Origin of the sequence: Paenibacillus sp. FSL R7-0345 (assembly GCF_038595055.1) — a bacterium.
Lineage (GTDB): Bacteria > Bacillota > Bacilli > Paenibacillales > Paenibacillaceae > Paenibacillus_AQ.
Map to the genome: position 1 here is coordinate 5,259,931 of NZ_CP152002.1, position 23,550 is coordinate 5,283,480.

Annotated in this window: 23 protein-coding genes; 4 read left to right on the top strand and 19 right to left on the bottom strand. The window is 50.6% G+C overall.

What is annotated here, in order from left to right; genetic code table 11:
- Position 1: 1 nt before the first annotated feature.
- From NST84_RS22780 to NST84_RS22800, 5 genes are all read right to left on the bottom strand, one after another.
- Complete coding sequence (locus NST84_RS22780; RefSeq protein WP_342566500.1) at positions 2-934, bottom strand: ABC transporter permease; 933 nt, start codon at positions 932-934, stop codon at positions 2-4.
- A 223-nt stretch (positions 935-1,157) separates the two neighbouring features.
- On the bottom strand, positions 1,158-2,876 hold the full coding sequence (locus tag NST84_RS22785) for a peptide ABC transporter substrate-binding protein (protein WP_342562408.1): 1,719 nt from the start codon (positions 2,874-2,876) through the stop codon (positions 1,158-1,160).
- 150 nt (positions 2,877-3,026) lie between these two features.
- Positions 3,027-3,413 carry a DUF3397 domain-containing protein gene (locus NST84_RS22790; RefSeq protein ID WP_342562409.1) on the bottom strand — a complete coding sequence of 129 codons (387 nt, stop codon included), beginning with the start codon at positions 3,411-3,413 and terminating at the stop codon, positions 3,027-3,029.
- A gap of 6 nt (positions 3,414-3,419) precedes the next feature.
- The gene (locus NST84_RS22795) at positions 3,420-4,397 is read right to left on the bottom strand and encodes a 2-dehydropantoate 2-reductase (protein ID WP_342562410.1); all 978 of its coding nucleotides are present in this window, start codon (positions 4,395-4,397) and stop codon (positions 3,420-3,422) included.
- A gap of 152 nt (positions 4,398-4,549) precedes the next feature.
- Positions 4,550-5,200, bottom strand: a complete 651-nt coding sequence (locus tag NST84_RS22800) for an RsfA family transcriptional regulator (protein WP_342562411.1) — start codon at positions 5,198-5,200, stop codon at positions 4,550-4,552.
- A gap of 339 nt (positions 5,201-5,539) precedes the next feature.
- Here NST84_RS22800 and NST84_RS22805 point away from each other — a divergent pair, with 339 nt between their 5' ends.
- Positions 5,540-5,776: a DUF2626 domain-containing protein gene (locus NST84_RS22805; protein ID WP_342562412.1), complete on the top strand. Its 237-nt coding sequence runs from the start codon at positions 5,540-5,542 to the stop codon at positions 5,774-5,776.
- A 150-nt stretch (positions 5,777-5,926) separates the two neighbouring features.
- On the top strand, positions 5,927-7,057 hold the full coding sequence (locus tag NST84_RS22810; protein ID WP_342562413.1) for a hypothetical protein: 1,131 nt from the start codon (positions 5,927-5,929) through the stop codon (positions 7,055-7,057).
- On the opposite strand, the gene NST84_RS22815 is transcribed toward NST84_RS22810, so the two are convergent.
- Together NST84_RS22815 and NST84_RS22820 are read right to left on the bottom strand one after the other, a co-directional pair.
- Positions 7,049-8,293: an extracellular solute-binding protein gene (locus tag NST84_RS22815; RefSeq protein ID WP_342562414.1), complete on the bottom strand. Its 1,245-nt coding sequence runs from the start codon at positions 8,291-8,293 to the stop codon at positions 7,049-7,051. The two genes, NST84_RS22810 and NST84_RS22815, sit on opposite strands and share 9 nt — an antisense overlap.
- Positions 8,294-8,714: 421 nt before the next feature.
- Positions 8,715-10,046, bottom strand: coding sequence for a PhoH family protein (locus NST84_RS22820; RefSeq protein ID WP_342562415.1), 1,332 nt, complete (start codon positions 10,044-10,046; stop codon positions 8,715-8,717).
- 104 nt (positions 10,047-10,150) lie between these two features.
- Here NST84_RS22820 and NST84_RS22825 point away from each other — a divergent pair, with 104 nt between their 5' ends.
- The gene (locus tag NST84_RS22825; RefSeq protein WP_342562416.1) at positions 10,151-10,732 is read left to right on the top strand and encodes a YhcN/YlaJ family sporulation lipoprotein; all 582 of its coding nucleotides are present in this window, start codon (positions 10,151-10,153) and stop codon (positions 10,730-10,732) included.
- Positions 10,733-10,800: 68 nt separating this feature from the next.
- Here NST84_RS22825 and NST84_RS22830 read toward each other — a convergent pair whose 3' ends face one another.
- The 12 genes from NST84_RS22830 to NST84_RS22885 form a co-directional block, all read right to left on the bottom strand.
- Positions 10,801-11,256, bottom strand: a complete 456-nt coding sequence (locus NST84_RS22830; protein ID WP_342562417.1) for a pyridoxamine 5'-phosphate oxidase family protein — start codon at positions 11,254-11,256, stop codon at positions 10,801-10,803.
- 115 nt (positions 11,257-11,371) lie between these two features.
- Complete coding sequence (locus tag NST84_RS22835) at positions 11,372-12,451, bottom strand: LCP family protein (protein WP_342562418.1); 1,080 nt, start codon at positions 12,449-12,451, stop codon at positions 11,372-11,374.
- Positions 12,452-12,533: 82 nt separating this feature from the next.
- Positions 12,534-12,830 carry a YlaH-like family protein gene (locus NST84_RS22840; protein WP_342562419.1) on the bottom strand — a complete coding sequence of 99 codons (297 nt, stop codon included), beginning with the start codon at positions 12,828-12,830 and terminating at the stop codon, positions 12,534-12,536.
- Positions 12,831-12,965: 135 nt separating this feature from the next.
- Positions 12,966-14,810, bottom strand: coding sequence for a translational GTPase TypA (typA, locus tag NST84_RS22845; RefSeq protein WP_342562420.1), 1,845 nt, complete (start codon positions 14,808-14,810; stop codon positions 12,966-12,968).
- Between the two features lie 205 nt (positions 14,811-15,015).
- A complete protein-coding gene (locus tag NST84_RS22850) occupies positions 15,016-15,528 on the bottom strand; it encodes a hypothetical protein (RefSeq protein WP_342562421.1) in 513 nt (170 codons plus the stop codon).
- Positions 15,529-15,717: 189 nt separating this feature from the next.
- On the bottom strand, positions 15,718-16,377 hold the full coding sequence (locus NST84_RS22855) for a TerC family protein (RefSeq protein WP_342562422.1): 660 nt from the start codon (positions 16,375-16,377) through the stop codon (positions 15,718-15,720).
- Positions 16,378-16,479: 102 nt separating this feature from the next.
- Positions 16,480-17,769 carry a tRNA uracil 4-sulfurtransferase ThiI gene (thiI, locus tag NST84_RS22860; RefSeq protein ID WP_342562423.1) on the bottom strand — a complete coding sequence of 430 codons (1,290 nt, stop codon included), beginning with the start codon at positions 17,767-17,769 and terminating at the stop codon, positions 16,480-16,482.
- The gene (locus NST84_RS22865) at positions 17,766-18,920 is read right to left on the bottom strand and encodes a cysteine desulfurase family protein (RefSeq protein ID WP_342562424.1); all 1,155 of its coding nucleotides are present in this window, start codon (positions 18,918-18,920) and stop codon (positions 17,766-17,768) included. Before NST84_RS22865 ends, thiI begins: the two co-directional genes overlap by 4 nt.
- Positions 18,921-19,083: 163 nt before the next feature.
- The gene (locus NST84_RS22870; RefSeq protein ID WP_342562425.1) at positions 19,084-19,791 is read right to left on the bottom strand and encodes a lytic transglycosylase domain-containing protein; all 708 of its coding nucleotides are present in this window, start codon (positions 19,789-19,791) and stop codon (positions 19,084-19,086) included.
- A 198-nt stretch (positions 19,792-19,989) separates the two neighbouring features.
- Positions 19,990-20,397: a hypothetical protein gene (locus tag NST84_RS22875; protein ID WP_342562426.1), complete on the bottom strand. Its 408-nt coding sequence runs from the start codon at positions 20,395-20,397 to the stop codon at positions 19,990-19,992.
- Positions 20,398-20,411: 14 nt separating this feature from the next.
- The gene (locus tag NST84_RS22880) at positions 20,412-20,636 is read right to left on the bottom strand and encodes a DUF1540 domain-containing protein (protein ID WP_342562427.1); all 225 of its coding nucleotides are present in this window, start codon (positions 20,634-20,636) and stop codon (positions 20,412-20,414) included.
- A 223-nt stretch (positions 20,637-20,859) separates the two neighbouring features.
- Entirely contained in the window at positions 20,860-21,357 is a 498-nt protein-coding gene (locus NST84_RS22885) for a YpuI family protein (protein WP_342562428.1), read from the bottom strand.
- A gap of 287 nt (positions 21,358-21,644) precedes the next feature.
- Here NST84_RS22885 and NST84_RS22890 point away from each other — a divergent pair, with 287 nt between their 5' ends.
- Positions 21,645-23,543, top strand: coding sequence for a S8 family peptidase (locus tag NST84_RS22890; protein ID WP_342562429.1), 1,899 nt, complete (start codon positions 21,645-21,647; stop codon positions 23,541-23,543).
- Positions 23,544-23,550: the final 7 nt, after the last annotated feature.

Sequence of the window (23,550 nt, forward strand, 5' to 3'; positions counted from 1 at the left end):
CTTAGCCCTCCTTTCCTCCACTTAATTTGATCCGAGGATCTACAAAGACATACGCGATATCCGTCAGGAAGCGTGCAACCATCAGCAGTACGCCGTAGAAAATGGTAATCCCCATAATTACGGTATAGTCACGTGTACTAATGGCTTCCACAAACTGTTTGCCGATACCGCCGATACCGAAAATCTGCTCAATAACTACCGAACCGGTTACAATGTTAGCAGTCATTGGTCCAAGATAGGTAACAACCGGCAAAATCCCGTTACGCAGCACGTGGCGGCTCAGAATTGCTGGCCAGCTCAGACCTTTGGCTTTGGCTGTCTTAATGTACTCCGAATGAAGCACTTCAAGCATACTGGAGCGGGTCAAACGGGCTATAAAGGCTATAGGCTGCGCTGAGAGCGCCGCTACAGGCAGAATGTAATATATTGGTCCTTTAAATCCGGAAACCGGTACCCAGTGGAATTTATAGGCTAGTACATATTGTAATACAGAAGCGACTACAAAGCTCGGAACCGCAATCCCCAGCACCGCGATAACCATGGCGGCACTATCTATAAACTTACGGTGATAGAGTGCGGCTATCATACCGAGGAATACCCCGATAATAACCGACACGATAATTGCGACAATTCCCAGCTTCAAGGACGCCGAAAACGTCTGTCCGATCAAGTGGGTTACATCCTGGTTCAAACGCTTCATGGATACACCCAGATCACCTTGGGCAATATCACCCAAATACTTAAAATACTGATGATAGAGCGGCTTGTCCAGACCGTACTGCTCATATAAACGCGCTTTTATTTCCGGCGGAACTTTTTTCTCAGAAGTAAACGGGTCCCCCGGAATAGCTTTCATTAAGAAAAAGGTTGCTGAAATGAGCACAAACAGCGACACGAGCATGTAAAACAGCTTATTGGCAATATAACGAACCATCCCCATCAACACCTCCTTCGACATTTTTTTTAGGCACACTAATTGATTTTATGCAAAAAACGGCAGTTTGTCTATTTTCTAATTTTGTAATCAAAAGAAATCATTAACAAAAAGCCTGAAATGCAAAAAAAAGGGATATATATGGAATTCCACATATATATCCCGAAGTGTAACGCAACCTTCAGAACTAACTATTCAGTTTAGCTAACTGAAGTTTCTAATCTTAGTGCTCGAGCAGGTAGCCGCGAGTCAGGTCGATTGCACCGCTGAAGTCAAGAGTAACACCTTTGAGGTACTCTTTAGTCAGGGAGTTATTAGTGTAGTAGTACAGCGGAATCAGAACTTGATCATCACCGATCAGCATCTGCTCAGCTTTAGCAAACATTTCTTGGCGTGCAGCCAGGTCGGAGCTTGCTTTAGCATCGTTGATCAGTTTGTCGTATTCTGGGTTAGCGTAACCTGTATCATTGTTACCGCCGCCAGTTACCCACATGTCAAGGAAGGTCATTGGATCATTGTAGTCCGCAGTCCAGCCTGCACGTGCAACCTGATAGTTCAGGTTTTGACGGTTTTCGATGAACACAGCCCACTCTTGGTTAACTGTTTGTACATCGATACCCAGGTTGTTTTTCCACATATCAGCAATAGCCAGGGCAATTTTCTTGTGGCCTTCACTTGTGTTGTAAGTCAGTTCGAAAGTAGGAAGAGCTGTAAGTCCTTCTTCTTTCAGACCTTCAGCCAGCAGTGTTTTAGCTTGTTCTACATCTTCAGTGAAGTAGCTGTCTTTAACTGCAGTACGGTATTCACCGTCAGCACCTGCGATACCCGGAGGTACGAAACCGAATGCTGGAAGCTGTCCGCCCAGTGTTACGTTGTCAATCAGAACCTGACGGTCAATAGCCATCGACAGGGCTTTACGGATTTTAGCGTTTGTGAAAGGTTTTTCAGTGATATTGAATTCATAGTAGTAAACAGATGCGATTCCTTTTCTTACGAACTCGTTAGGAAGCTCTTTGGACACGATAGGAATCTGGTCTGTAGGAATTTCGCCTGTAGGACCGCCGGCGCGGTCAAGCTCGCCGTTCTTGTAGCTCAGCAGTTCAGTCGCACCGCTGTTAACAAGGGTGAAATCGATCTTGCTGAGTTTGATGTTTGCAGCATCCCAGTACTTGTCGTTCTTAGTTACTTGCAGGGATTGTCCAGTAGTCCACTCAGTCAGTGTGAACGCACCATTAGTGATCATGGTGTCTTTGCTGGTTGCCCATTTAGCATTATCCTCAACAGTTTTGTGTACAGGATAATAAGTATAGAAGGACAGCAATCCAAGGAAGTATGGAGTTGGAGCTTTCAGCGTAACTTCAAGAGTTTTCGCATCAACGGCTTTAACGCCTACTTCGTTGAAGTCTGTAACTTTCTTAGTAAAGTATTCTTCACCATTTTTCAGGTAGTACAATTGGTAAGCATATGGTGCAGCTGTTTCAGCATTAGGATCAAGCACGCGTTTCCAAGCGCGGACAAAATCACCAGATTCTACAGCGTCGCCGTTGCTCCATACTGCATCACGCAGGTGGAAGGTATATACCAGACCGTCAGCGGAAACATCCCAGCTTTCAGCAATACCTGGCTCAGCTTGGCCAGTCTCGTCATTCATACGAGTCAGACCTTCGTACATTGTTTTGAGGACAGTGTTTGCTTGGCTGTCTTGAGCCAATGCAGGGTCAAATGTTGGTGGCTCTGCGCTCAGGTTAATTCTAAGCGTCTGGTCAGCAGCCAGTTTCTCATCACCGGTGTTACCTGTGTTCGTTCCAGCATTGTCACTCGGCGCATTAGTCGCCGCTGCGTTGCCGCTGTTTGCATTGTTGTTACTTCCGCAGCCGGCAAGCACTGTGCCGATTACGAGAACCAATGCAATCATGAGCAAAAGACTTTTACTCTTTTTCATCTAGCAGTTCCCCCTAAATAGAATGTGGTATATGGTTTATGATTATACAACCAGTGGTCAAAAAAATCTAGAGCAATATTTTCTGAAAACACATTTTTTTTAAAACTTAAAAGTTTTGTGACATTGACGCTTTACCGGAGCAATGGAACATTACATCGCTTGTAATATGTATTGAATAAGGACTATGAACAAAAAAAGAATGTACAGGACACCTAAAAAAAAGAATGACATCCGCCAAACTACCCGGAATAACCGCCTCCCGTCGACCTTTCCCTTGATCCGGTTCTGGGCTCCGCCAATCAGTCCGGCGGATATTAATACAATAAGTAGTATAAAATAAAACCCCGATTTCGCATTAAAAAGAATATTGAACAAAGCTGAAACAGAAAGCAGTAAAAATAAAGTTGTCACATCCATTGCCAGCAGCAAAGTCTTTTTTCTATCCCGTTTGAACCCGGTTCCGATGAAATAGACTATTAAAAAAGGAACAACCGGAATGACACCCAATGTGACAAACGAGTTTTGCAGCAGCTCCAAACAGCGTCACCTCTCTCTCGCACTCATGCCTTCGACAAGCTGGCAAATCCAGCGGTGCAGTGGAACCTCAATTCCCCGGCGCTCAGCCATTTCCACAATACTGCCGTTAATCCAGCGGATTTCCGTACTCCTTCCGGCGAGTACATCGGCCAGCATGGATGAGATATTGCCTGCAGTTGCCCGGCATACCTCGGTAATATGCTCCCAGGCATCCATCTCATAGGCAATTCCGCAGGCATCATATACGGAAACCGCTTCAGCATACAGTTCCTTCATTAGCTGCACCCGCTGCCCGGAGGCCAGCAGCTCGCCATTCTGTATGCGCCATATCGCAGTAAGCGGATTGATCACAGCATTGATTAAGAGCTTCCGGTAAATCAGGGTATTCACTTTTTTCGACATAGAGGCGGAAAATCCTGCTGTTAAAAGTGCATCCGTGAAACTTCTTGCTGCCGCATGATGCGTCAGTTCTTCCGTTTCAAAGGTAGTATGACCCTTCTCTTCCTGTCCTATGTAAATTTCGCCTCTTCCGGTATGAATAACTTCTGTCGATGTTTTTCTTTTTGCCCCTTCTGTAGTCACTGCAGCCCAGATTGAAGCATGCGGCAGCAGCAGCCGGAGCTTCTCCAGGTGTCCGTACCCGTTTTGAAAGCAGACGGCTTTTACGCTGCTGCTGCTAAGGGGGCCCAGTATGTCCGGCAGTTCATGATGAAAAGCCTGCTGTTTAAGGGTAATGGCTACCCAATCAGCGGGCTCACACAGATAAGTTTCAGCAAATGCATCTGCACTTGAGGCAAAAAATGCTGTCCCCGGGATAACGGTCGGGGCGGCTCCATCCTCATAGCTGACCGTCAGCCCCTCTCTTATGAGAGCATCGGACTGCTCTTTGCTCCGGCACCATATCCTGATGTCCTGGCCGGCCTGGATCAGCTTGCCTGCCAGTAACAGCCCTATGGATCCGGCTCCGATAATGTCTATTTTCATACCCTTTTACGCATCCTCCCAATAATTTCCCCCATTATAGCCTGCTGCTGCCTGGAAATGCAAAGTACTCCCCGCTCACCTTTAACAAAAAATAAAAGCCGCATAACGCTTGCCTTCCGGCACTCGTCAGCAGCTTTTAACGAAAGAGATGGCTATTCCATCCGTTCCAGGTTACCGTTTGCATCCATTTTGAACCTTGTTTTCATCTCTTCTTCCTCTTCATTCAGAAACGCCAGTCTGCGCGCCCGGTCCATAATCTGGATTAGAGCCTTGTAATCATCATTTACCACGCGGTAATCACTTTGCGCAAGGTTAACCTCTTTGGAGAGCCGCTCATTCTCCGCCCGCAGCTCCGTCAGTTCATCTTCCTTATCCCGGAGATCACGCTCCAGCATTTTCAGCTGACGCCCTGCTTCCTGGAATGTCCCTTTCCACTGTCTGAGAAACCGGATGACTGCGTCGATAGATAAGGAGCTTTCATTCAGGTTGTCACTTCGCCCGTAATCCTCTTCAATGTCACCAAGAACCAGGCCGGCTACCTGCGCTCCCCTGTTCACCGGCTGCTTTTTCAGATAACTGCGCTTTTGGCGCTGTCCTTTCGCGATCCCGATTGCATCCTCATAGCTTTTACGGACACAGCTGTTCCAGCGGAACCCGCAGGCTGCCGAGGTTCTTCCGATTTTTTCGCCCACCTCTTCAAAAGCGGCAAGCTGGGTACTGCCTTCCCGGATATGACGCAGCGTTATTTCGGCCAAAATCAAATCATCTTCCGCACTCCAAGCATCCTGTCTAACGGCTGTCATAAAGCCTAACCCTCCTAACAACATCTCAAAGTAACCATCTTCATAACCGGCAGCTCCGCCGGATAGTGAATAGGATAAAAGCTGCTTACTCCATTTCTATGCCTCTGCTAGAGTTCATAGAATCTATTTGATACTAAATTGTATTTCCATTTTGCTTAGACATCATACGCCTGACGCTATATTTTCCCATCCAGAGAATATGTCAACAGCAAAAATCATATTTATTATAAAATCGCACATTTTTTTTCAATGAATTCGTTTACAGTTTTTTGACAAACAGGTATAATAGATCCAAAGAAGCGTTTTTCGGGAATCATTTCTAAGAAGGGGGATACTCTCTTGGACCGTATGTTCCGCGTATTGGGATTCTTCACATTAGTCATCGGGCTTATGGCCTTTGCCGGCAATCTGACTGAAATGGCTTTACTCTTCTTTTTACAGACCGCCTTTTTTGTTGTACTGGGCTATATGAAGTTTACGGAAAAAACATATATTCTGCTCTTCTGGGGCTATATGATCGTGACATTCACGGGATTCAGCTACTGGACGGTCTTTCAGATGGGGCTACCGTTGTAACATTAACTTTAAACTAATGGAGGTGCTCCTTGATTCAAGGAACACCTCCTTTTTTTGTGTGCTCCCTTAAGAAAAGAGGGTATGATATTTTAACAGGACAAAACATATTAATAGTACATAACCGTTCATTCTGCAAAAGGTGGTGATGTGGTGCTCTCCCGCAGCAAAATAATCCGAAGTTCCGCCTTCCTGATCATTCTCATTCTGCTTACTGTACTGCCGCTTGCGTCAACGGCTTATCTGTCAGCAGGCAGCGGCTCCACAGCCGTACCTCCGCCTGCCTTCGAGGATAATGAAGAAACGCGCAGACTGTTGGAGCAGACTCTGTCTTCCGCAGAAATCGAAAAAGAAATTGCCAGAATTACCGCCGAACAAGCCGCTCTTGAGCAAAAAGCAGCAAAACTGAAGGATCAGGCAGCAGACCAGCAAACCGCGATAGCTGACCAGCAGGAACGCGCAGGTGCCGTTGTCCGTTCTTATTATACGGGTGAGCGGGACGGGCTGCTTGCCGCCGTATTGTCTGCCAAAAGCATCAGCCGGGTGCTTGCGCTGTACGATTATTACGAGATTATTATCAGGCGGGATCATGATATCCTGAGGCAATATGAAGGGAATTATAAAGAGCTAAAAGCAACGCTGACAGCTGCAGAACGCAGTTCAAGGGAGCTCGAGGAGCTTAAAACCGCACTTTTGGAGCAGAAACAGCGGGTAGCTGTTTTGAACGAGGAGATTGAGGGCGGCATCAGGGCAAGCAGTGATCCGGAGAGTATGAGTGCTCTTTTGAATGAATTCACCAGGTATTGGGAGAACATCGGGCTGCACGAGGTTAAAACCTACTTTAAGGCGCTTTCCTCAGCCATGAACCGGCTTCCGCAGTTTGTCCAGGGGCGCGAGGGGATTCTGACCCGTAAGGGGATGACCTATAATCTTGCACTAAAAGAAGAGGATTTGAACGAGTTTCTGGTGTCGGAAAATAAGCTATTTAAAGATTTCGGCTTTGCGTTCAGTAACGGCAGCGTTATTGCCACAGGCTCAAGCGGTGGTTTGACCCTGACCTTATCGGGCCACTACTCCATTCAGGAGGAACCGGTGAATGGCCTGATGTTCCATATCGACAATGTGGTGTTCAACGGGCTGGAGCTGCCGGAATCCACCCGCCAGGATCTGGAGGATGAATTCGATCTCGGGTTCTATCCGGGCAAGATCGTCTCCTTCCTGCATGCGACTGAGGTGGAAAGCAAAGACGGCGTGCTGTATGTGAAGCTCTCTATTTCATTCTGATTCCAGACCTATAGACGCCTTGTATTCGGCTGCACCCTGCTTACCGGTCAGCAGCAGGGTGACCGCTTCCGAAACGGCATCCCAGCTGCTTCCTCCCGGAAGCGCAGTGATATCTTCTTCCGTTAACAACAGGCTTCCGTCAAACGGAAGAGCAGAAATTTCCGGCTGTGCTGAACGGTACAGCTCCTCCAGCGCCGGCAGCCGCCGCGTATTCTCCAGCCATTCGAGCTGTGCAGTGGGGGAAGTGACATATGCCAGCCAGTTCACCGCCGTTTCCGGATTGGAAGAGCCCGCAGGAAGAGCAAAAAAACGGCTTTGCATCGCTTCATATCCACTCTTTCCAGACACTCCTGCCGGCGCCTCCGCGGACAGTGAAGCATTGCCGTGCAGCTTCCACTCGGACAACGGAAGTGCAGCCAGTGCAAGCTTGCCGCTCTGCAGCATGTCCCACACATCCGTATTAAAGCGGCTGCTCAGATAGAAGTAACTCCGGGCAATTTCTACCCACTCCAGTGCAGCTGTATAATCACCGGCCATACTAAATCCCATGCTTTCCAGCAGCGCAGAGAAGCCATATGGATTGCGGCTGTCCATAGCCAGCAGGTACTGCTCTTTATCAGGCTCCCTCTGCTGCTGTTCCCTCAATCCGTTCAGGAGCCCGCTCCACTCCTCCAGGCTAACCGGTGCTGCAGTAAACCCCAGCTCAGCCAGCCGCTGAGGAGAGTAGACCAGTACATAAGGATCTATATCCAGCGGAACCCCCCAGTCATAGCCGTTCCACTGCATCTGCGGAATAAGCGCGGTAAGCGGCGCACTGCCCGGCACACTCTGATAGACGTCCACCGGGAGCAGATATCCGCGTGTGGCGAGATCCGGAATATTCCGGCCGTCGGTCATGATAATATCAGGACTTTCTCTTGTCGCCAGCTCCTGTTTGAGCATCACGGCATTTTCCTCATTGTCTACATTGCTGATCGATACCTGGATTCCGGTCGACAGGGTGTAATTGCTGCTGATCCGCTGCAGCGCCTTCAGCTCAGCGCCGCTCATGGACACACGGATGTTGAGACTGGTCACATTGTTCTTGTCTTTGGCATCCGGCAGCTCAGACAGGCTCAGCGGCTGTCTCGGCGGATTTGTCCCTTCTGTGGTATCGAGCTCCATGCTTGGCGACAAGCTTGTCAGCGCCAGCAGCAGTACCGCAAACAGCAGCCAGTAGTTCTTGCGTTTCAGCATGGTTCCGTCCCTCCTGTTTAAATACCTTTCCCTATTTTACCAGAGATCAGCGCTAATGTCTTTGGGTTGTGAAACCGTTCTCTTTCTATTATATATGTAATGGGGCAGGATGCTGAAAAGATTGCTGCCGCGATAGTAAGATTCATTCCAAGAAAGCTTTGGGCTTCCGGCCGCTGTTGTCTGCAGATTTTATGATTGTATGTATACCGCTGTTCGCGGGGGAAATCCGCAGACAAAGGCGGACGCTATCGCTCCTACAGCTCCAAACCTTCTTTCCACTCCTCTTATCGCAAAAACAATCTTAAAACCTCCCGCCCCGCTGGGGCGGGCAGGCAAAAAGCCGGGAAGGTGATCTCCCGGCTTTTTGAGGATACAGACTTGCGGTTATGCAGCCCGGGCTCTGCCCGGGAGCTGCATGTATTTACAGCAGATCGGCAGCCAACTGGGCCAGGCGCGAACGCTCGCCCTTTTCTAAAGTGATATGGCCGCTGATGCCCTCCTGCTTGAACTTTTCAACAATGTAACTGAGACCGTTGCTCGCCGCATCCAGATAAGGATGGTCAATCTGCTCAGGGTCGCCCATCAGGATGACCTTACTACCTTCACCGGCGCGGGAGACGATGGTCTTCACCTCATGGCGGGACAGGTTCTGCGCCTCGTCGATGATAATGAACTGCGACGGAATGGAGCGTCCGCGGATATAGGTGAGTGCCTCGACCTGGATGCTGCCCAGGCCCATCAATATTTTATCGATATCTCCGGCCTTCTTGGTATCAAACAGGAACTCCAGGTTGTCGTAAATCGGCTGCATCCACGGGCGGAGCTTCTCGTCCTTCTCGCCGGGCAGGTAGCCGATATCCTTACCCATCGGTACGACGGGCCGGGCGATCAGCAGCTTTTTGTAGCGATGCTCATCCTCAACCTTAAACAGCCCGGCGGCAAGCGCCAGCAGCGTCTTGCCTGTTCCCGCTTTACCGGTAATGGTCACGAGCGGGATATCCTCATTCAGCAGCAGCTCAAGCGCCATCCGCTGCTGTGCGTTGCGGGCGCTGATGCCCCAGACGGCGTCATTTCCGAGATACAGCGGCTCAAGTCTGGACGCATCACTGTTCACTTTGAGCAGAGCCGACTTCCCGCTGCCGATTTCATCCTTCAGAATGACGAATTCATGCGGATACAGCTTAAAGGACAGGTTCAGCTGCTTCACGGACAAGGAACGGTTGCTGTAATATTCATCAATCAGCGACGGATGAACCAGCAGTGACTGATAGCCTGTATACAGCTCATTCAGGTCACCGGTGCGGTCGGACAGATAATCCTCCGGCGTTATTCCAAGCACATCCGCTTTAATGCGGACGAGTACATCTTTACTTACGAGTACCACAGGGCGCGGTTCAGCTTTTTCGTTCTCCTCAAGGAGATAATTAAGCGCTACAGCCAATATCCGGTTGTCATTGGTGATTTCCCCGAACATCTCCTGTACCTTTACGAAGCTGCGGTGGTTAAGCTCCACCTTCAGCGTACCTCCATGCTCCAGCTCCACCCCGCTATGCAGGTGGCCCAGCTCACGGAGTCCGTCTAACAAGCGTGACACGGTGCGGGCGTTGCGGCCGATTTCATCGGCGTTGCGCTTCTTGGAGTCGATTTCTTCCAGAACTACAGCCGGAATGACTACTTCATTCTCCTTAAACGCAAAGATCGAATTGGGGTCGTGCAAAAGCACGTTAGTGTCTAGTACAAATATCTTTTTCATGATATCCCCTCCACAGCGCCTGGTTTGATTGATCATACATAACTCTTTTCAGCAAGGGCAACATAAGGTAAAGTACTGATTTTTGACTGAAAGGAGTATTTCATATGAGAAAATCAATGTGTCTGTTGCTGGTACTGCTGCTGCTGACAAGCTGCGGTATCGCTAATAAAGAGTCATCACCCTCTCCTCAGAGTAAACAATCGCCTGAAGCGTTAAGCAGCCAGGGGGATTACGGGGTGCAGCAGCTGTCTGACGACAACGCCAACGTCCGCGGGAGTAACATGGAGTCCGGAACCGGACAACCTTATAACGCTCAGGATAACAGCGATGTTGCATTGAAGGACCATTTTGAGCAGTTGGCCAAAAGAGTACCGGGAGTAAACGGAGCCCACTGTGTCGTCATGAACAATGTGGCTGTAGTCGGCCTTGATGTCGACGGGTCACTTGAGCGTTCCCGGGTCGGAAGCATTAAATATTCGGTAGCCGAGGCAATCCGCAAGGATCCCCGCGGTGTAAAGGCACTGGTCACAGCCGATATGGATCTTTCAGGCCGGCTGGATGACATGGGCCGCCATATTTCGCAGGGTAACCCGGTTTCCGGCTTTGCCTCCGAATTGGCAGATATTATCGGCCGGATCATCCCTCAGCTGCCCGGGGATACGAAGCCGCAAGGTAACAATCAATAATAGGTCCGCCGCTGAATCACTCCCTTATATTGGTATAACAAGTAGACAAAAAAAGCCTAGTGAGATAATCACTGGGCTTTTTGCATGGCGGCAAACACTTGTCCGTCCAGCTTCTCAGCTGCACGGGCATCATATACCTTGGCATATTTCGGGGCGGACTCAAGCGCAGCGCCATAAAACAACGCATTACGGACCGCTTCAATTTCAACATCAAAACAGCACAACTTAAAAGGCACATCCGGAAGCGGATCCTGCTTCACCGCAGCACGGCCGTTAATGGCGTGAACAGTTCCCTCGCCAAATACCGTAATCGTCACAAGCGGGTTAACCTTCATGTTGTTCACCAGCCGTGACCGGTGATCGACTGCCAGACGCAGAACAGAAGGGGAAACGGCGTAAATCCAGGAAATAGCTGTAGACGTAGGTCCTCCCGTTTCGGCATCCACCGTGTTAAGAAGAACAAAGGTCTCAGATTGCAGCATCGAAAGCAGGGATTCATTAAGCTGAGCAACGGCTTCGGACATAAGTACAGGCCCCCTATGCGGCAAATGTGCATTCAATTTATTATATTATAGCATACGCGTAAACTTGCATTCAATTTAGAGATGTTTCCATACAGCTGCTCAATGTGCCTTGGAATCAGTTACTGGAGCCTGTTGCTGCAGCACCGGCTAACGTAGCCTGGAGGCTCTGTTTGGCGTTATCCAGCTCTGTATCGTTAATATATACATACGGGCTGCGCCAGGTACCTGTTACCGGGACAAAAGAGATATTCTCTTTGGAAATCTTCCAGTAGGTAGCAATCATGCTCTTAATCTGCTCATTCTCAATATCAGTTTCCAGATTATTGCCGACTGCGTCCATAACCTTGCCGATTTTGAGTACACCGCCCAGCGACTGCATCTGTCCGACCAGCGCGTTCAGCACCTCATTCTGGCGCTTGTTGCGGTCAAAGTCATCCGATGCTGCTGTTTTCGGGCTGCAGTTGGACTTGCGGTACCGTACATAATCAAGCGCGTCATCCCCGCCCAGCTGTGCCGGACCCTTTTTGAGATTAATATCGGTTCCGTCCACACTGTCGGTATAGCACATATCAGCGCTGATGTTCACATCTACCCCGCCCAGCTCATCCACAATGTCCCGGAAGCCCTGGAAATCGAGTACAGTAACATAATCAATATCAATCCCCAGATATTTGCCCATCATCGTCTTCATCTCATCCTCGGCGGATAGGCCGGATGTATCTTCTTTACCCTTGAATCTTGCGTAGTAGGCATTAATCTTGTTCTTCTTATAACCGCTGAGCTCCACGTACGTATCACGGGGCAAGGAAACGACCGTTGCCGACTCTGTATCCGGATTCAGTGCAGCCACCATAATAACATCCGTCAGATTGGAGGGATGCTTAGGACGGTTGTCCGTGCCGAGCAGCAGCATGGTCAGCGGCTTGGCCGAGGCCAGCTGTCCGCTGTCTACAGCCTGGTCTGTACCGAAGCCGCCCTTATCGAACTTATAGTACAAATACCCTGCATATCCCAGTCCGCCCACCACGGCAATCAGTACCAGCGTCAGCAGCATTCTGGTCAGCCTTGCAAAAAAGCTGCGCTTTTTAACTTTTTTCTTAATTGTTTTGGTTTGCGGGGCAGTCCGGTTCTGTTGTCCCCTGCCCCCCTGCGGTCCGTTTGATCTTGGAGGCAGGCTTCCTTTTCTGGTATTCATAATGGAATAAAGTCCTTTTCAATTCACATGGATTTTGGTTCAAGCTACAGACTTAGACGAAATCCGCAGGCAAAAGTTGCGGTTACCGTTGTTTGTCCGGCGCTGCAGCCTTCCGTTTCTGCCGGGCCTCCACCATATAGCGGACCCTTACCAGCAGCATAAGACCTACTGCTACAAGCAGGCACTGGATAATCGGCAGCTTGTCATGCTGAAAGATCAGCAGCATACCGGAGCCGAGCGCCATCATCAGGTACAGTACAATCTCCTTGCCTAGCGGAAGCTTTTGATTCACACGGAAGACACGGTTATACACATAAGTCAGTAAAACAAAAATAACGATATAAGCGATTATCGGATGATCAGCGAACCAGCTCTGCACAGCCGTCACTCCTCCCGGAAATAAGGTCGCTTACATTATAGCATTCCTGCTCTTATTAATCCTTAAATTTAAGCAACCGCCATAAGACGCAGAAAAGCCGCCGGATTACTAATCCGGCGGCTTATGGCTGTCAGCTTAAGCCTGGCTAGCTTGAGCCTGCTTACGCTGCTTCTCTGCACGCTCGCGCTCACCCTTGTTAAGGATCTTCTTGCGCAGACGTACGGATTTAGGCGTGATTTCACAATATTCATCATCATTCAGGTACTCAAGTGCACCTTCCAGTGAGAACATACGCGGAGTTTTCATTTTTACCGTTTCATCCTTGGTAGCAGAACGCACGTTAGTCAGTGCTTTCTCCTTACAGATGTTAACGATAATGTCGTTATCACGGGTGTGTTCACCAACGATCATACCTTCGTAGATGTCAGTACCCGGCTCCAGGAACAGAATACCGCGGTCTTCAACACCCATCATGCCGTAGAATGTAGTTGTTCCGGTTTCGCTGGATACAAGTACGCCCTGATGACGTCCGCCAACCTGGCCGCCAATCAATGGAGCATAGCTGTCGAACGCATGGTTCATTACGCCATAACCGCGTGTCAGCGTCAGGAAGTGTGTATTATAACCGATCAGTCCGCGTGCCGGAATCAGGAATTCCAGACGTACCTGGCCGGTACCGTTATTGATCATGTTAACCATTTCAGCTTTGCGAGTTCCAAGGCTCTCCATAACGGAGCCCATGCTCTCTTCCGGAATATCGATGAGCAGGCGCTCAAGCGGCTCCATCTTGGCTCCGTCGATTTCCTTCACGATAACCTCAGGCTTGGAAACCTGCATTTCATAGCCTTCACGGCGCATATTCTCGATCAGGATACCCAGGTGAAGCTCACCGCGGCCGGATACGACAAATGCGTCAGGACTGTCTGTTTCATCTACACGCAAGCTGACATCTGTTTCAAGCTCTTTGAACAGACGCTCACGCAGTTTACGGGAAGTTACCCATTTACCTTCTTTACCTGCAAACGGGCTGTTGTTCACGAGGAACGTCATTTGCATAGTAGGCTCATCAATTTTCAGAACCGGCAGCGCTTCAGGGTTAGCCGGATCAGCAATCGTTTCACCAATGTTGATATCCTTGATTCCGGCAATTGCGACGATATCGCCTGCACCGGCCTCTTCGGTTTCAACACGCTTCAGGCCCTGGAAGCCGAACAGCTTCTCGATACGGGCAGTTTTACTCTTGCCGTCACGCATAATAACTGTTACGGACTGGCCTTGCTTGATAATACCGCGGTTAACACGTCCAACAGCGATACGTCCCAGATATTCGTTGTAATCCATCAGGGTTACCAGGAACTGCAGCGGCTCGTCAACTTTTTCGGTTGGAGACGGGATGTACTTGGTGATGGTGTCATAAAGTGCCTGCATGTTATCGTCCTGTTTCTCAGGATCAAGGCTCGATGTTCCGTTAAGCGCGGAAGCATATACAACCGGGAATTCCAGCTGGTCATCGTTTGCTTCAAGCTCAATGAACAGATCCAGTACTTCGTCGATAACTTCCTTCGGACGGGCAGCCGGACGGTCAATCTTGTTTACAACAACAATTGGTGTCAGGTTCTGCTCCAGCGCTTTGCGCAGAACGAACTTCGTCTGCGGCATGCAGCCTTCATAAGCATCAACAACGAGCAGTACGCCGTCAACCATCTTCATAATCCGTTCCACTTCGCCGCCGAAGTCAGCATGGCCCGGTGTATCTACGATGTTGATCAGGAACTCTTTATAGGTAATTGCTGTATTTTTGGCAAGGATCGTGATACCGCGTTCCCGCTCCAGGTCGTTAGAGTCCATAGCACGTTCCTGCAGGGTTTCATGGGCGCTGAAAATACCGGATTGCTGCAGCAGCTGATCGACGAGCGTTGTTTTACCATGGTCAACGTGGGCAATAATCGCGATATTGCGGATTTCTGTTCTTGAATGCATGATTTGTATCCAAATCCTCTCATTTATCAAATTAAAAATGTTTAAATTCTTGACATGTCACGGCAATCTCACAAAAGAAGCGCCTGGCAGAAAGCCGACGCTTCAACATTTCTTAATTCTATAGTGAAAGCACCATGAAAAGCAAGTCTTTTTATGAAAAAACGATTTCCAGCTCCGTTTAATTTTTCTAGTTCACAGAGCGTGATTACCAGCCGCCGTTCCATTTTTTGTGGCTTCCCGGCTTTCTGCGGCCAATCATCAGCCAGATTCCCGCAACTACCAGCATAATGCCGAGCAGATAGAACACGCCTGTACCAATCATGCTGAACACCAGAAGTGCAATACTAAACAGCCCGAGAATGACAGAAAAGGCTGTAAGACCTCCGGTCCGTCCCGGAGAATAAAACGCATATTCATACAGTCCTACAGCAACCCCGAGCAGCAGCACCGGCCACAGATGACGCATATATCCCCAGCCCCAGGTATTGCAGAAGCCCAGCAGCAGCCCGTAGACCGTCAGTATGCCGGCGGGAACCAGTATCATGGCTGAAGCCCTGCGGCTGAAAAAGAGCACATGCAGGAACAGGCCTGGAATCAGAATGACGAGCGGCCATAAGGTCCGTCCGAGAAATCCGAATACCCCCAGCTTTCCCAATAAAATAATAAGGCCGGCGGCGGCAATGAGGATCCCCAGTTTCATGTCTTTATTTGATGACATTGTTCACCTATCCCTTCATAGTTCACTTCTTTTCGCTGGATTCCTTTTATATTCTAGCTGAAACTGCCATAAAACGCCATCATTCAGCAGCATTTCCCTTCTAAAAAACGGCTTTCCCCGGCGCAGCAAAAAAGGCTGTGCCAAAGCTTATCCAGCTTGTGGCACAGCCTTCATTATTGCCGTTTTCGCTCAGGCCGATACCAGCCTTTTCCTGAATACGCCTGTCAGGACAACAATGATGCCCAGGGCAATTGGAAGGAGGGTGTGGTAGGAAGGCAGGAAGAACGAAATGACCAGCCCGAACTTGGCATCATGCAGCAGCATATCCCCCGCAGTATGCGCGAGAATAAATGCCCCGATGTAGACCAGAACCGGAAAACGGTGCAGCCAGCCTACAATAAGACCGCTTCCCCACACGACAATCGGAATACTGAGCATGATCCCGATGACAATCAGTGCCAGATCCCCTTTGGCTATCCCGGCAATGGCCAGTACATTGTCCAGGCTCATGACGAAGTCGGCCAGCAGGATGGTACGGATCGATCTCCATACGCTTGAGCCCTCATCACGGACCGTGACCTCATCCTCTTCCTCCAGCAGCAGCTTGAAGGCAATCCACAGCAGCAGAATCCCTCCGCCGGCTTGGATATAGGGGATCTGGAGCAGCAGCACAGCGGCAAAGGTCAGCACGCAGCGCAGGGCCACAGCTCCTGCAGCCCCCCACCAGACAGCCAGCTTCCTGTGCTTCTCGGGCAGATTTTTGCTGGCCATCGCGATCACCATCGCATTGTCCCCGCTCAGCACAAGATTGATCATCAGAATTTGACCAAGCAAAACTATCGAATCCATAGATTTCTTACCTCCCCGGACTACATGTATTACATGTATGTCCACAGAGGGCAAGCTATGCTACCTGTCCGGTTATTTATGCCGATACGAAAACAGGCAGGCCTAGAACCATTCCTCCTGCAGCCCTGACTGGGCAGGCACAAGGTCATGCGGCTTTTCATCACCGTAGGGGGTTATGGTGATCGTCTCTGTTCCTGCGACCGCTTCATCCAGCCGGGCTGAGTATCCGGGCAGGGTTGCCTCGATTTTATCAATAATCCGCAGGTTCGGGTTGGTTGTGGGCGATTTCGGAACAAACAGAGTACAACAATCTTCATATGGCAAAATCGACAGGTCATACGTTCCGATTCTCTGTGAAAGCTCCACAATATCGCTCTTATCCATCATCACGAGCGGGCGGAGCAGCGGCAGCGGTGTGGCGCGGCCGATAACATTCATGCTGGACAAGGTCTGGCTGGCCACCTGCCCCAGGCTGTCACCCGTTACTATCGCAAGCGCGCCTTCCCGCTCTGCGAGCTGGGTCGTAATTCTCAGCATCGCCCGCCGCATCAGCGTAATGATCAGGTTATCCTGCCCGATTCCGGTAAAAGAGGTCTGCACCTCGGTGAACGGAACCAGGTGCAGCTTGATTACCCCTGCATAACGCGACAGTACACGCGCCAGATCAACAACCTTCTGGCGGGCAAGCTCACTTGTATACGGGTAGCTGTAGAAGTGGACACATTCCACTTCCAGCCCCCGGCGCATCGAGGACCAGGCTGCTACCGGACTGTCGATGCCGCCGGACAGAAGCAGCATCGCCTTTCCGTTCGTTCCCAGCGGAAATCCGCCGACACCGTCAATCTGATCGCAGAAGATATACGTAGACCCCTCACGGATTTCCAGCTTCAGCTCAAGCGCTGGCGATTTCACATCAACCAGCAGTCCCGGATAACCCTGCAGCAGCGGGGTGGAAATCAGCTTATTCATTTCAATGGAGCCGTGCGGGAAGTCTTTCCACACACGCCGTGCGCTCACCTTGAAGGTAGTCCCCTGAGGCGGGGCAATAATCTCCAGGAAGCTGCGGCTGGCAGCCAGAATCTCGTCAAAATCCGAGCGCGAAACCTTGACCGGACTGATGGAAGCGATGCCGAACACATTCTTCAGCGCTTCGGCCAGCTCACGCCCGGGTTCCCCGTTCAGCGTGACATAAATCCTCCCGAATTCCTTGCTAAGCACAGCCTTAGGATAAGGCTTCACCATCTCTTTGACATGGCGCAGCACGGTCTTCTCAAACCGGTTGCGGTTCTTGCCCTTTAGTGTAAACTCCCCGAAGCGCAGCAGCAGCATATCCGCATAATCTATACTGCTTCCGCGGCCTGCCGCGGCTTCAGTCCCATTCTCTCTCATCATTCCGTTCTGCCCCTCTCTCCAATCTTCAATGCCTGTACAGCAGCCAGCAGCGCCTGCTCCAAAGCTGCTATATCAGCCTGTGCATGGGCATCGCCCAGGCTGATGCGCACCCCGCCGAGCGCGGCGGCGGCATCCCTGCCCATCGCCAGCAGGATCCGGCTCGGCTCCGCCAGCCGGGAGGAACAAGCGGACCGGGTAGCGACCGTCATTCCGAGCTCTTCCAGCTTACGGGCCATCACTTCGCCATTAACGGCCGGATAGGAAAAATGCACAATATGCGGCGCCCCGTCTCTGCTGCTGTTCACCACAAATTCCGGAATACCGGATAAAAAATCCAGCAGCCGGTTCCGCAGCGGTATAATCTGCTTATTATAAGCTTCCCTGTTTTCTGCACTCATGCGAACTGCCTTGGCCGAGGCAACGATCGCGGCTACGTTCTCCGTGCCTGCGCGCGCCCCCTGCTCCTGTGACCCTCCGGTAAGCAGCGGGAACAGTGTGATGCCCTCTCTGACATACAGAATGCCAACCCCGCGCGGGCCGCGGAGCTTATGGGCAGACAGGCAGTACAGATCAGCCTGCCATTTTTTCAGCTCAGTTGGCAGCTTTCCGAAGCCCTGCACGCCATCGACATGCAGCAGCGTGCGGTGATTGGCGGCCTTGACCAGCCGCCCGATCTCCGCCAGCGGCTGTACAGCCCCGGTCTCATTGTTGACATGCATCACGCTGACCAGAACGGTGTCCTTCCGGACTGCTTCGGCAATACAGGCAGGATCTACCACCCCGTTGCTGTCAGGAGCAACAAAGGTAACCTCCCAGCCCAGCGCCTGCAGCTGCAGGCAGCTTTCATACACAGAAGGATGCTCGATCTGCGTAGTAACGATATGGCGTCCCCTGCTCTGGTACTGCAGGGCAGCACCTTTAACAGCAAGGTTATTGCTCTCCGTGGCTCCCGAGGTGAACATAATTTCGTGCGGAGCTGCCCCTAGCGCGGCTGCACATACCTCTCTGGAGCGGGTAAGCAGCCGGTCTGCTTCCATGCCTGCGCGGTGCAGGGAGGAAGGGTTGGCATAATGAAGCCCCATGATCTGGCCCATTGTCTGGACCACTTCCTCATAAGGCGGGGTTGCTGCGGCATAATCCCAGTACAGCATATATTTAAGTTCTCCTTTAAATTGTTGGCTAATCCCATTAGGCAATGATCTTATCAAGACCTCTAGAATACCTCAAAGTACACGCCGTATAAAGTCCTGAACGAAAAAAGACCAAACGGCCAACCCCGTCGCAAAAGTCCGGGAATGCCGTTTGATCTTACTATTATAGCGCGTATTCCGCGCGGGCGCGGTCAATTTTGGTAATGTAGGCCTGGGTTTCCTTGGGAAGCTGGCTCAGCTTCTGCATCAGCTCTTCATCATTGCTTACCCCAAGCTTGCTCACCCGTCCCGGTCCGGCATTATATGCGGCCAGCGCCATCTTCTCTTCTCCGTCATAACGCTTCAGCTGATAGGACAGATAACGTACACCGCCGTCGATATTCTGGGCCGGATCAAACGGATCGGATACGCCCAGCCCGTTCGCCGTTCCATCCATCAGCTGCATCAGCCCTTTGGCTCCTGCCGATGAGACTACATTCGGGTTAAACGAGGACTCCGTGTCGATCACCGCTTTGATCAGGTCAGCCGGTACGCCGTATTTGGCACTCGCCGTCTGAATCAGCTCTTCATAATCCGTGGGTACAGTTTCGGTAGTACCATCAGAGACACTGCCGTACCCGACGCTCGTTGCACCAAGCTGCTGCCAGATCAGGCTGCTGAGCGCTGCACTGTCTGTAAGTATAGCTGCTCCTGAAGGGTTGCTTCCGTCCGCTGGCTGCGCGGTAAGCTGCTTCAGCGTAGCAGCAAATTCGGATTTGGACGAGCCCGGAGCTTCAGCCGTGCTTTTTCCGGCGGGCAATCCGGTGCTTGAGCGCAGGTTCACCCATTTCAGCTGCCCAAGTCCGCTTGCTGCCGCTGGATCTATACTCATATAACGCATCCCTCTTTCTGATTCATTCTGTATATACATGCACTGTTAGGAATAGGCTCTATTTTAAATTTTAGATACGCCTTTATTTTACAATTCATTTATTGGAAATGCTATATATCGACAGAAAAAAACAGACTTTCGACCCTCATAGTTAGGTCTAAAAGCCTGTTTCGATTGTTCCGCCCTTGGTTTAAACAGCTATCTTGCAAAAGGAATCATTACAAAATAGCTCAGTGTAGATACGATGCCCAGCCCCATTGCCCAGGCGCCTGCCGTTTTTTGCCCGCGGGAATAAGCACTGTAACCAAGCACCGCAGCTACAGGACCGGCAATGATCGACCAGATGAATAACGATACAATCCCGAACCCGAGTGCGATATAGCCCAGTTTTCTGCTGTCGGCTTGATTACCGGCTGTTTCCCGGGTCTCTGCACTGTCTCTGCTGGCCGTTTCCGGCCGGCGGACTAGGGGCGGGCTTACCTCAGCAGCATACTCTTCCCGGTGGGACGGATCCCGTCTCGGGTAATCCACCCGGCTGCGCGGACGCAAGATCACTTTTCTGCGCTGCCCCGGATCATGCTTCGTTCCCTCATTTTTCGGATCCATTGGCCATCATCCTCCTACTCGCCCGGCTTAAAGGTCAGACAGCAGGTTGCAGACGATGTACCGGCGTGATCATGGTGCTTGCCACGGCTTGTCAGCTCTTCGGCATATTCTTCCTTGAAGGCGCTGCCTGCATGCTTGTCGATCTCAATGACAATTTCCTCGGCCCGGCATACATTTTGTGAACCCCAATAATGGCAATTGCTGACGCTGCATCTTACAAGCGGTTTGGCGTTTGACATGTTATCATCACCTCAGCATCATTATGTCCCCGCGTCTTCCTCCGTATGCGGTTAAGGAGCTGCCACCTGCTGGTTCAGCAGGCAATGTAGAACTTTAGCAGAGAGGCACGCTTTTTAAATTACGCTCCATACCTTCAATGTGGCACAGCAAAAAGAAACCGGACCTGCCATATGCTATGGCAAGCCCGGTCCCTTGAATGAGTGCTGCAAAATTCTGTATAGATTATACCTGGTTCTGCATGCGTTTTTCGGTCAGATAATCGTTTTCGTAGTAATTAAGATCATCCCGCAGCTCTTCGTACACCTTGGTGATCTCCATAATAATGTCGCGTGCCGGACGGACAGGCTTTTTGCGGAAGCGGATGGCATCCTGGCCTGTATAAGCGTAACGCCCGTCTTCGGAATAGCTTTCATTTTTTGGATAAAAGAAGTTGTTCACTCCGTAATGATATACGTTGTAAAGCGCTTTTTGCGCGAAATCCTGATCAAATGTAGCGCGGCGCAAGGCCACTCCGAGCTTCTCGTAAGACATTTCGGAGAAAACCAGCAGATGGCGGAGATCGGACAGAAAGCCTTGATAAAATGCTACTGTTTCCTCATCCTCTTCCGTTACCAGCTGAGGCAGCGCATGATTGTTCAGGAATAGTTCCATTTTTCCGATTACGGTTTTCAATTTCTCTCTCGTCGTTTCACATAGTTTCTGCACATTAGCTGCTGACATGGCGGTTGCTCCCCCTTATTAGTCCTTGCTCTTATTGTTGGTTAAATACAGGTATTTCCAGGAAAAGTTATTCTCATCCCGGCCTCGAAAAGGCAGTGCAAGCGTTTCATTTCTTAGATAACAGTATAACAAAAACTTCATTGAATTGATACTTGGCCCGGACAGGCCGTTTAATGAGTATGATATTAACACAAAAACACAGCACAGGGTATCCTTTTCTGTAATGCATAAAAGCAGCGCTCTCTTCTAAACCTACAGCTATACGATACCTTGAAGGAGCGGTAAATATGTCCCGAAAAAATATGACTGTCGCCGGTCTGATGACCGCTGCGTTCACTGTGATTCTGCTTACTTTTCTGCTTCGCCCCACTGAAGAAACGAAGCCGAGGCAGGCAGCCCTCCCCGCGGTTCCCGGTCCTGTGCAGGAGAAGACCATCAAGAAGACCTCTCTCGTTCAGGATGTCAGCGCTACCGACCGCTTGAACCGGACTGATGTCAGTAAACATCTGCGGACCATGCTAGCCGAAACGCACGGTGCGCTTCCCCGGGATATTTCAGCATATGCCAAGCGCCTGCAGCAGGGACACGGGCATATCACCATGCTCATGTGGATTGATTATCAGAACCACAAGACAAGCACATTCAAATCTTCGCTGCCGGAAGGCACCGACCAGGAGAACAAACAGCTGCTGAAATACCTGAATACGGCAAAAGCCGCGATCAAAGGCCACCAGTCGTATGAATCGCCTTCTTTTATAATCGGAGATAAAAAGTATTACTTTACAGCCCAGCGTGACCAGGAGGGCAAGATCGGTGTCATCGCTTTAATCAGCCAGAATATTCTGGACCGAGTGGCCGATCATCAGCTCAAAAATCTGCGCCTGATCCCATATCCGAAGGAAGGCAAATACCGGGTTGAATCGGTCCATGCCGATACCCTGAAGGATATCACGGTTAAAACGGGCCATGACAATGAGAATGCCAGCCATTTTTACGAAAATGAAATTGTTGTCCGTTTCAAAAACGGCCATCCAACGCCAGGCCAGCTTCAGACAATATCCGCAGATATCCGCTGCAAGCAGCCGCGCAAGCTGGGGTATGCCTATATTTTCCGCTCGGATAAACTGAATTACTCCCGGCTCAAAACCTATTTCGAGAACAAGTGGAGTCCGGAATATACAGAGCCCCACTATATGTATTTAACCAATGATACCCCGTACGAAAATACCGGCACTGGAGTCGTTACACCTAACGACCTGCTGTTCTCCACCTATCAGTGGAACCTGCCGGCTATTGAAACCGAACAGGGGTGGAATTTGTCAAAAGGGAGCAAGGAGGTGGTCGTCGCGGTAGTGGACACCGGGGTCCAGGCGAGCCATCCTGATCTGCAGGGCCAGCTGCTGACCGGCTATAATGCCATCAGCAACGGTTCTGTACCGGATGATGATGTAGGACATGGAACGCATGTAGCCGGCATTATCGGCGCCGTTATCAACAACGAGGAAGGTGTGGCCGGCATCAGCTGGTATAACAAGATTCTTCCGGTAAAAGCGCTCGACAACTCCGGTGCGGGTACCACCTATTCTGTTGCCGAAGGTATTATCTGGGCTGCCGACAACGGGGCCAAGGTCATCAACCTGAGCCTTGGCAACTATGCGGATTCGCAGTTTCTGCATGATGCAATTAAATATGCGTATGACCGGGATGTGGTCATCGTCTCTGCCGCAGGCAATGACAACACGGAGCGCCCGGGCTATCCGGCCGCTTACGAGGAAGTTCTGGCTGTGGCCGCCACCAACGCTGCAGGTGAAAGAGCCTCTTTTTCCAATTATGGGGATTATATTGATGTAGCCGCTCCCGGCGAAAGCATTGCCAGCACCTATCCGGATAACCAGTATGCCGCCCTCTCCGGCACATCCATGGCCAGTCCGCATGTAGCTGCGCTTGCAGGGCTGGTCCGTTCACTCAATCCGGAGCTGACCAACAAAGAGGTTATGGAGCTGATGACCGCAAATGCTGTTGATCTGGGTGAAGCCGGTCATGATAAATATTACGGCTGGGGCCAGGTGGATATTTACAAGACGCTGCGGGCCGCAGGCGGCAGCGATGTGCCGCTGCAGCTGTTTCCGCAGCATGTCGGCCGGCAGCTGAAGAGTATGCAGGAGAACCCGGACAATGTTCATTAAAATAGAG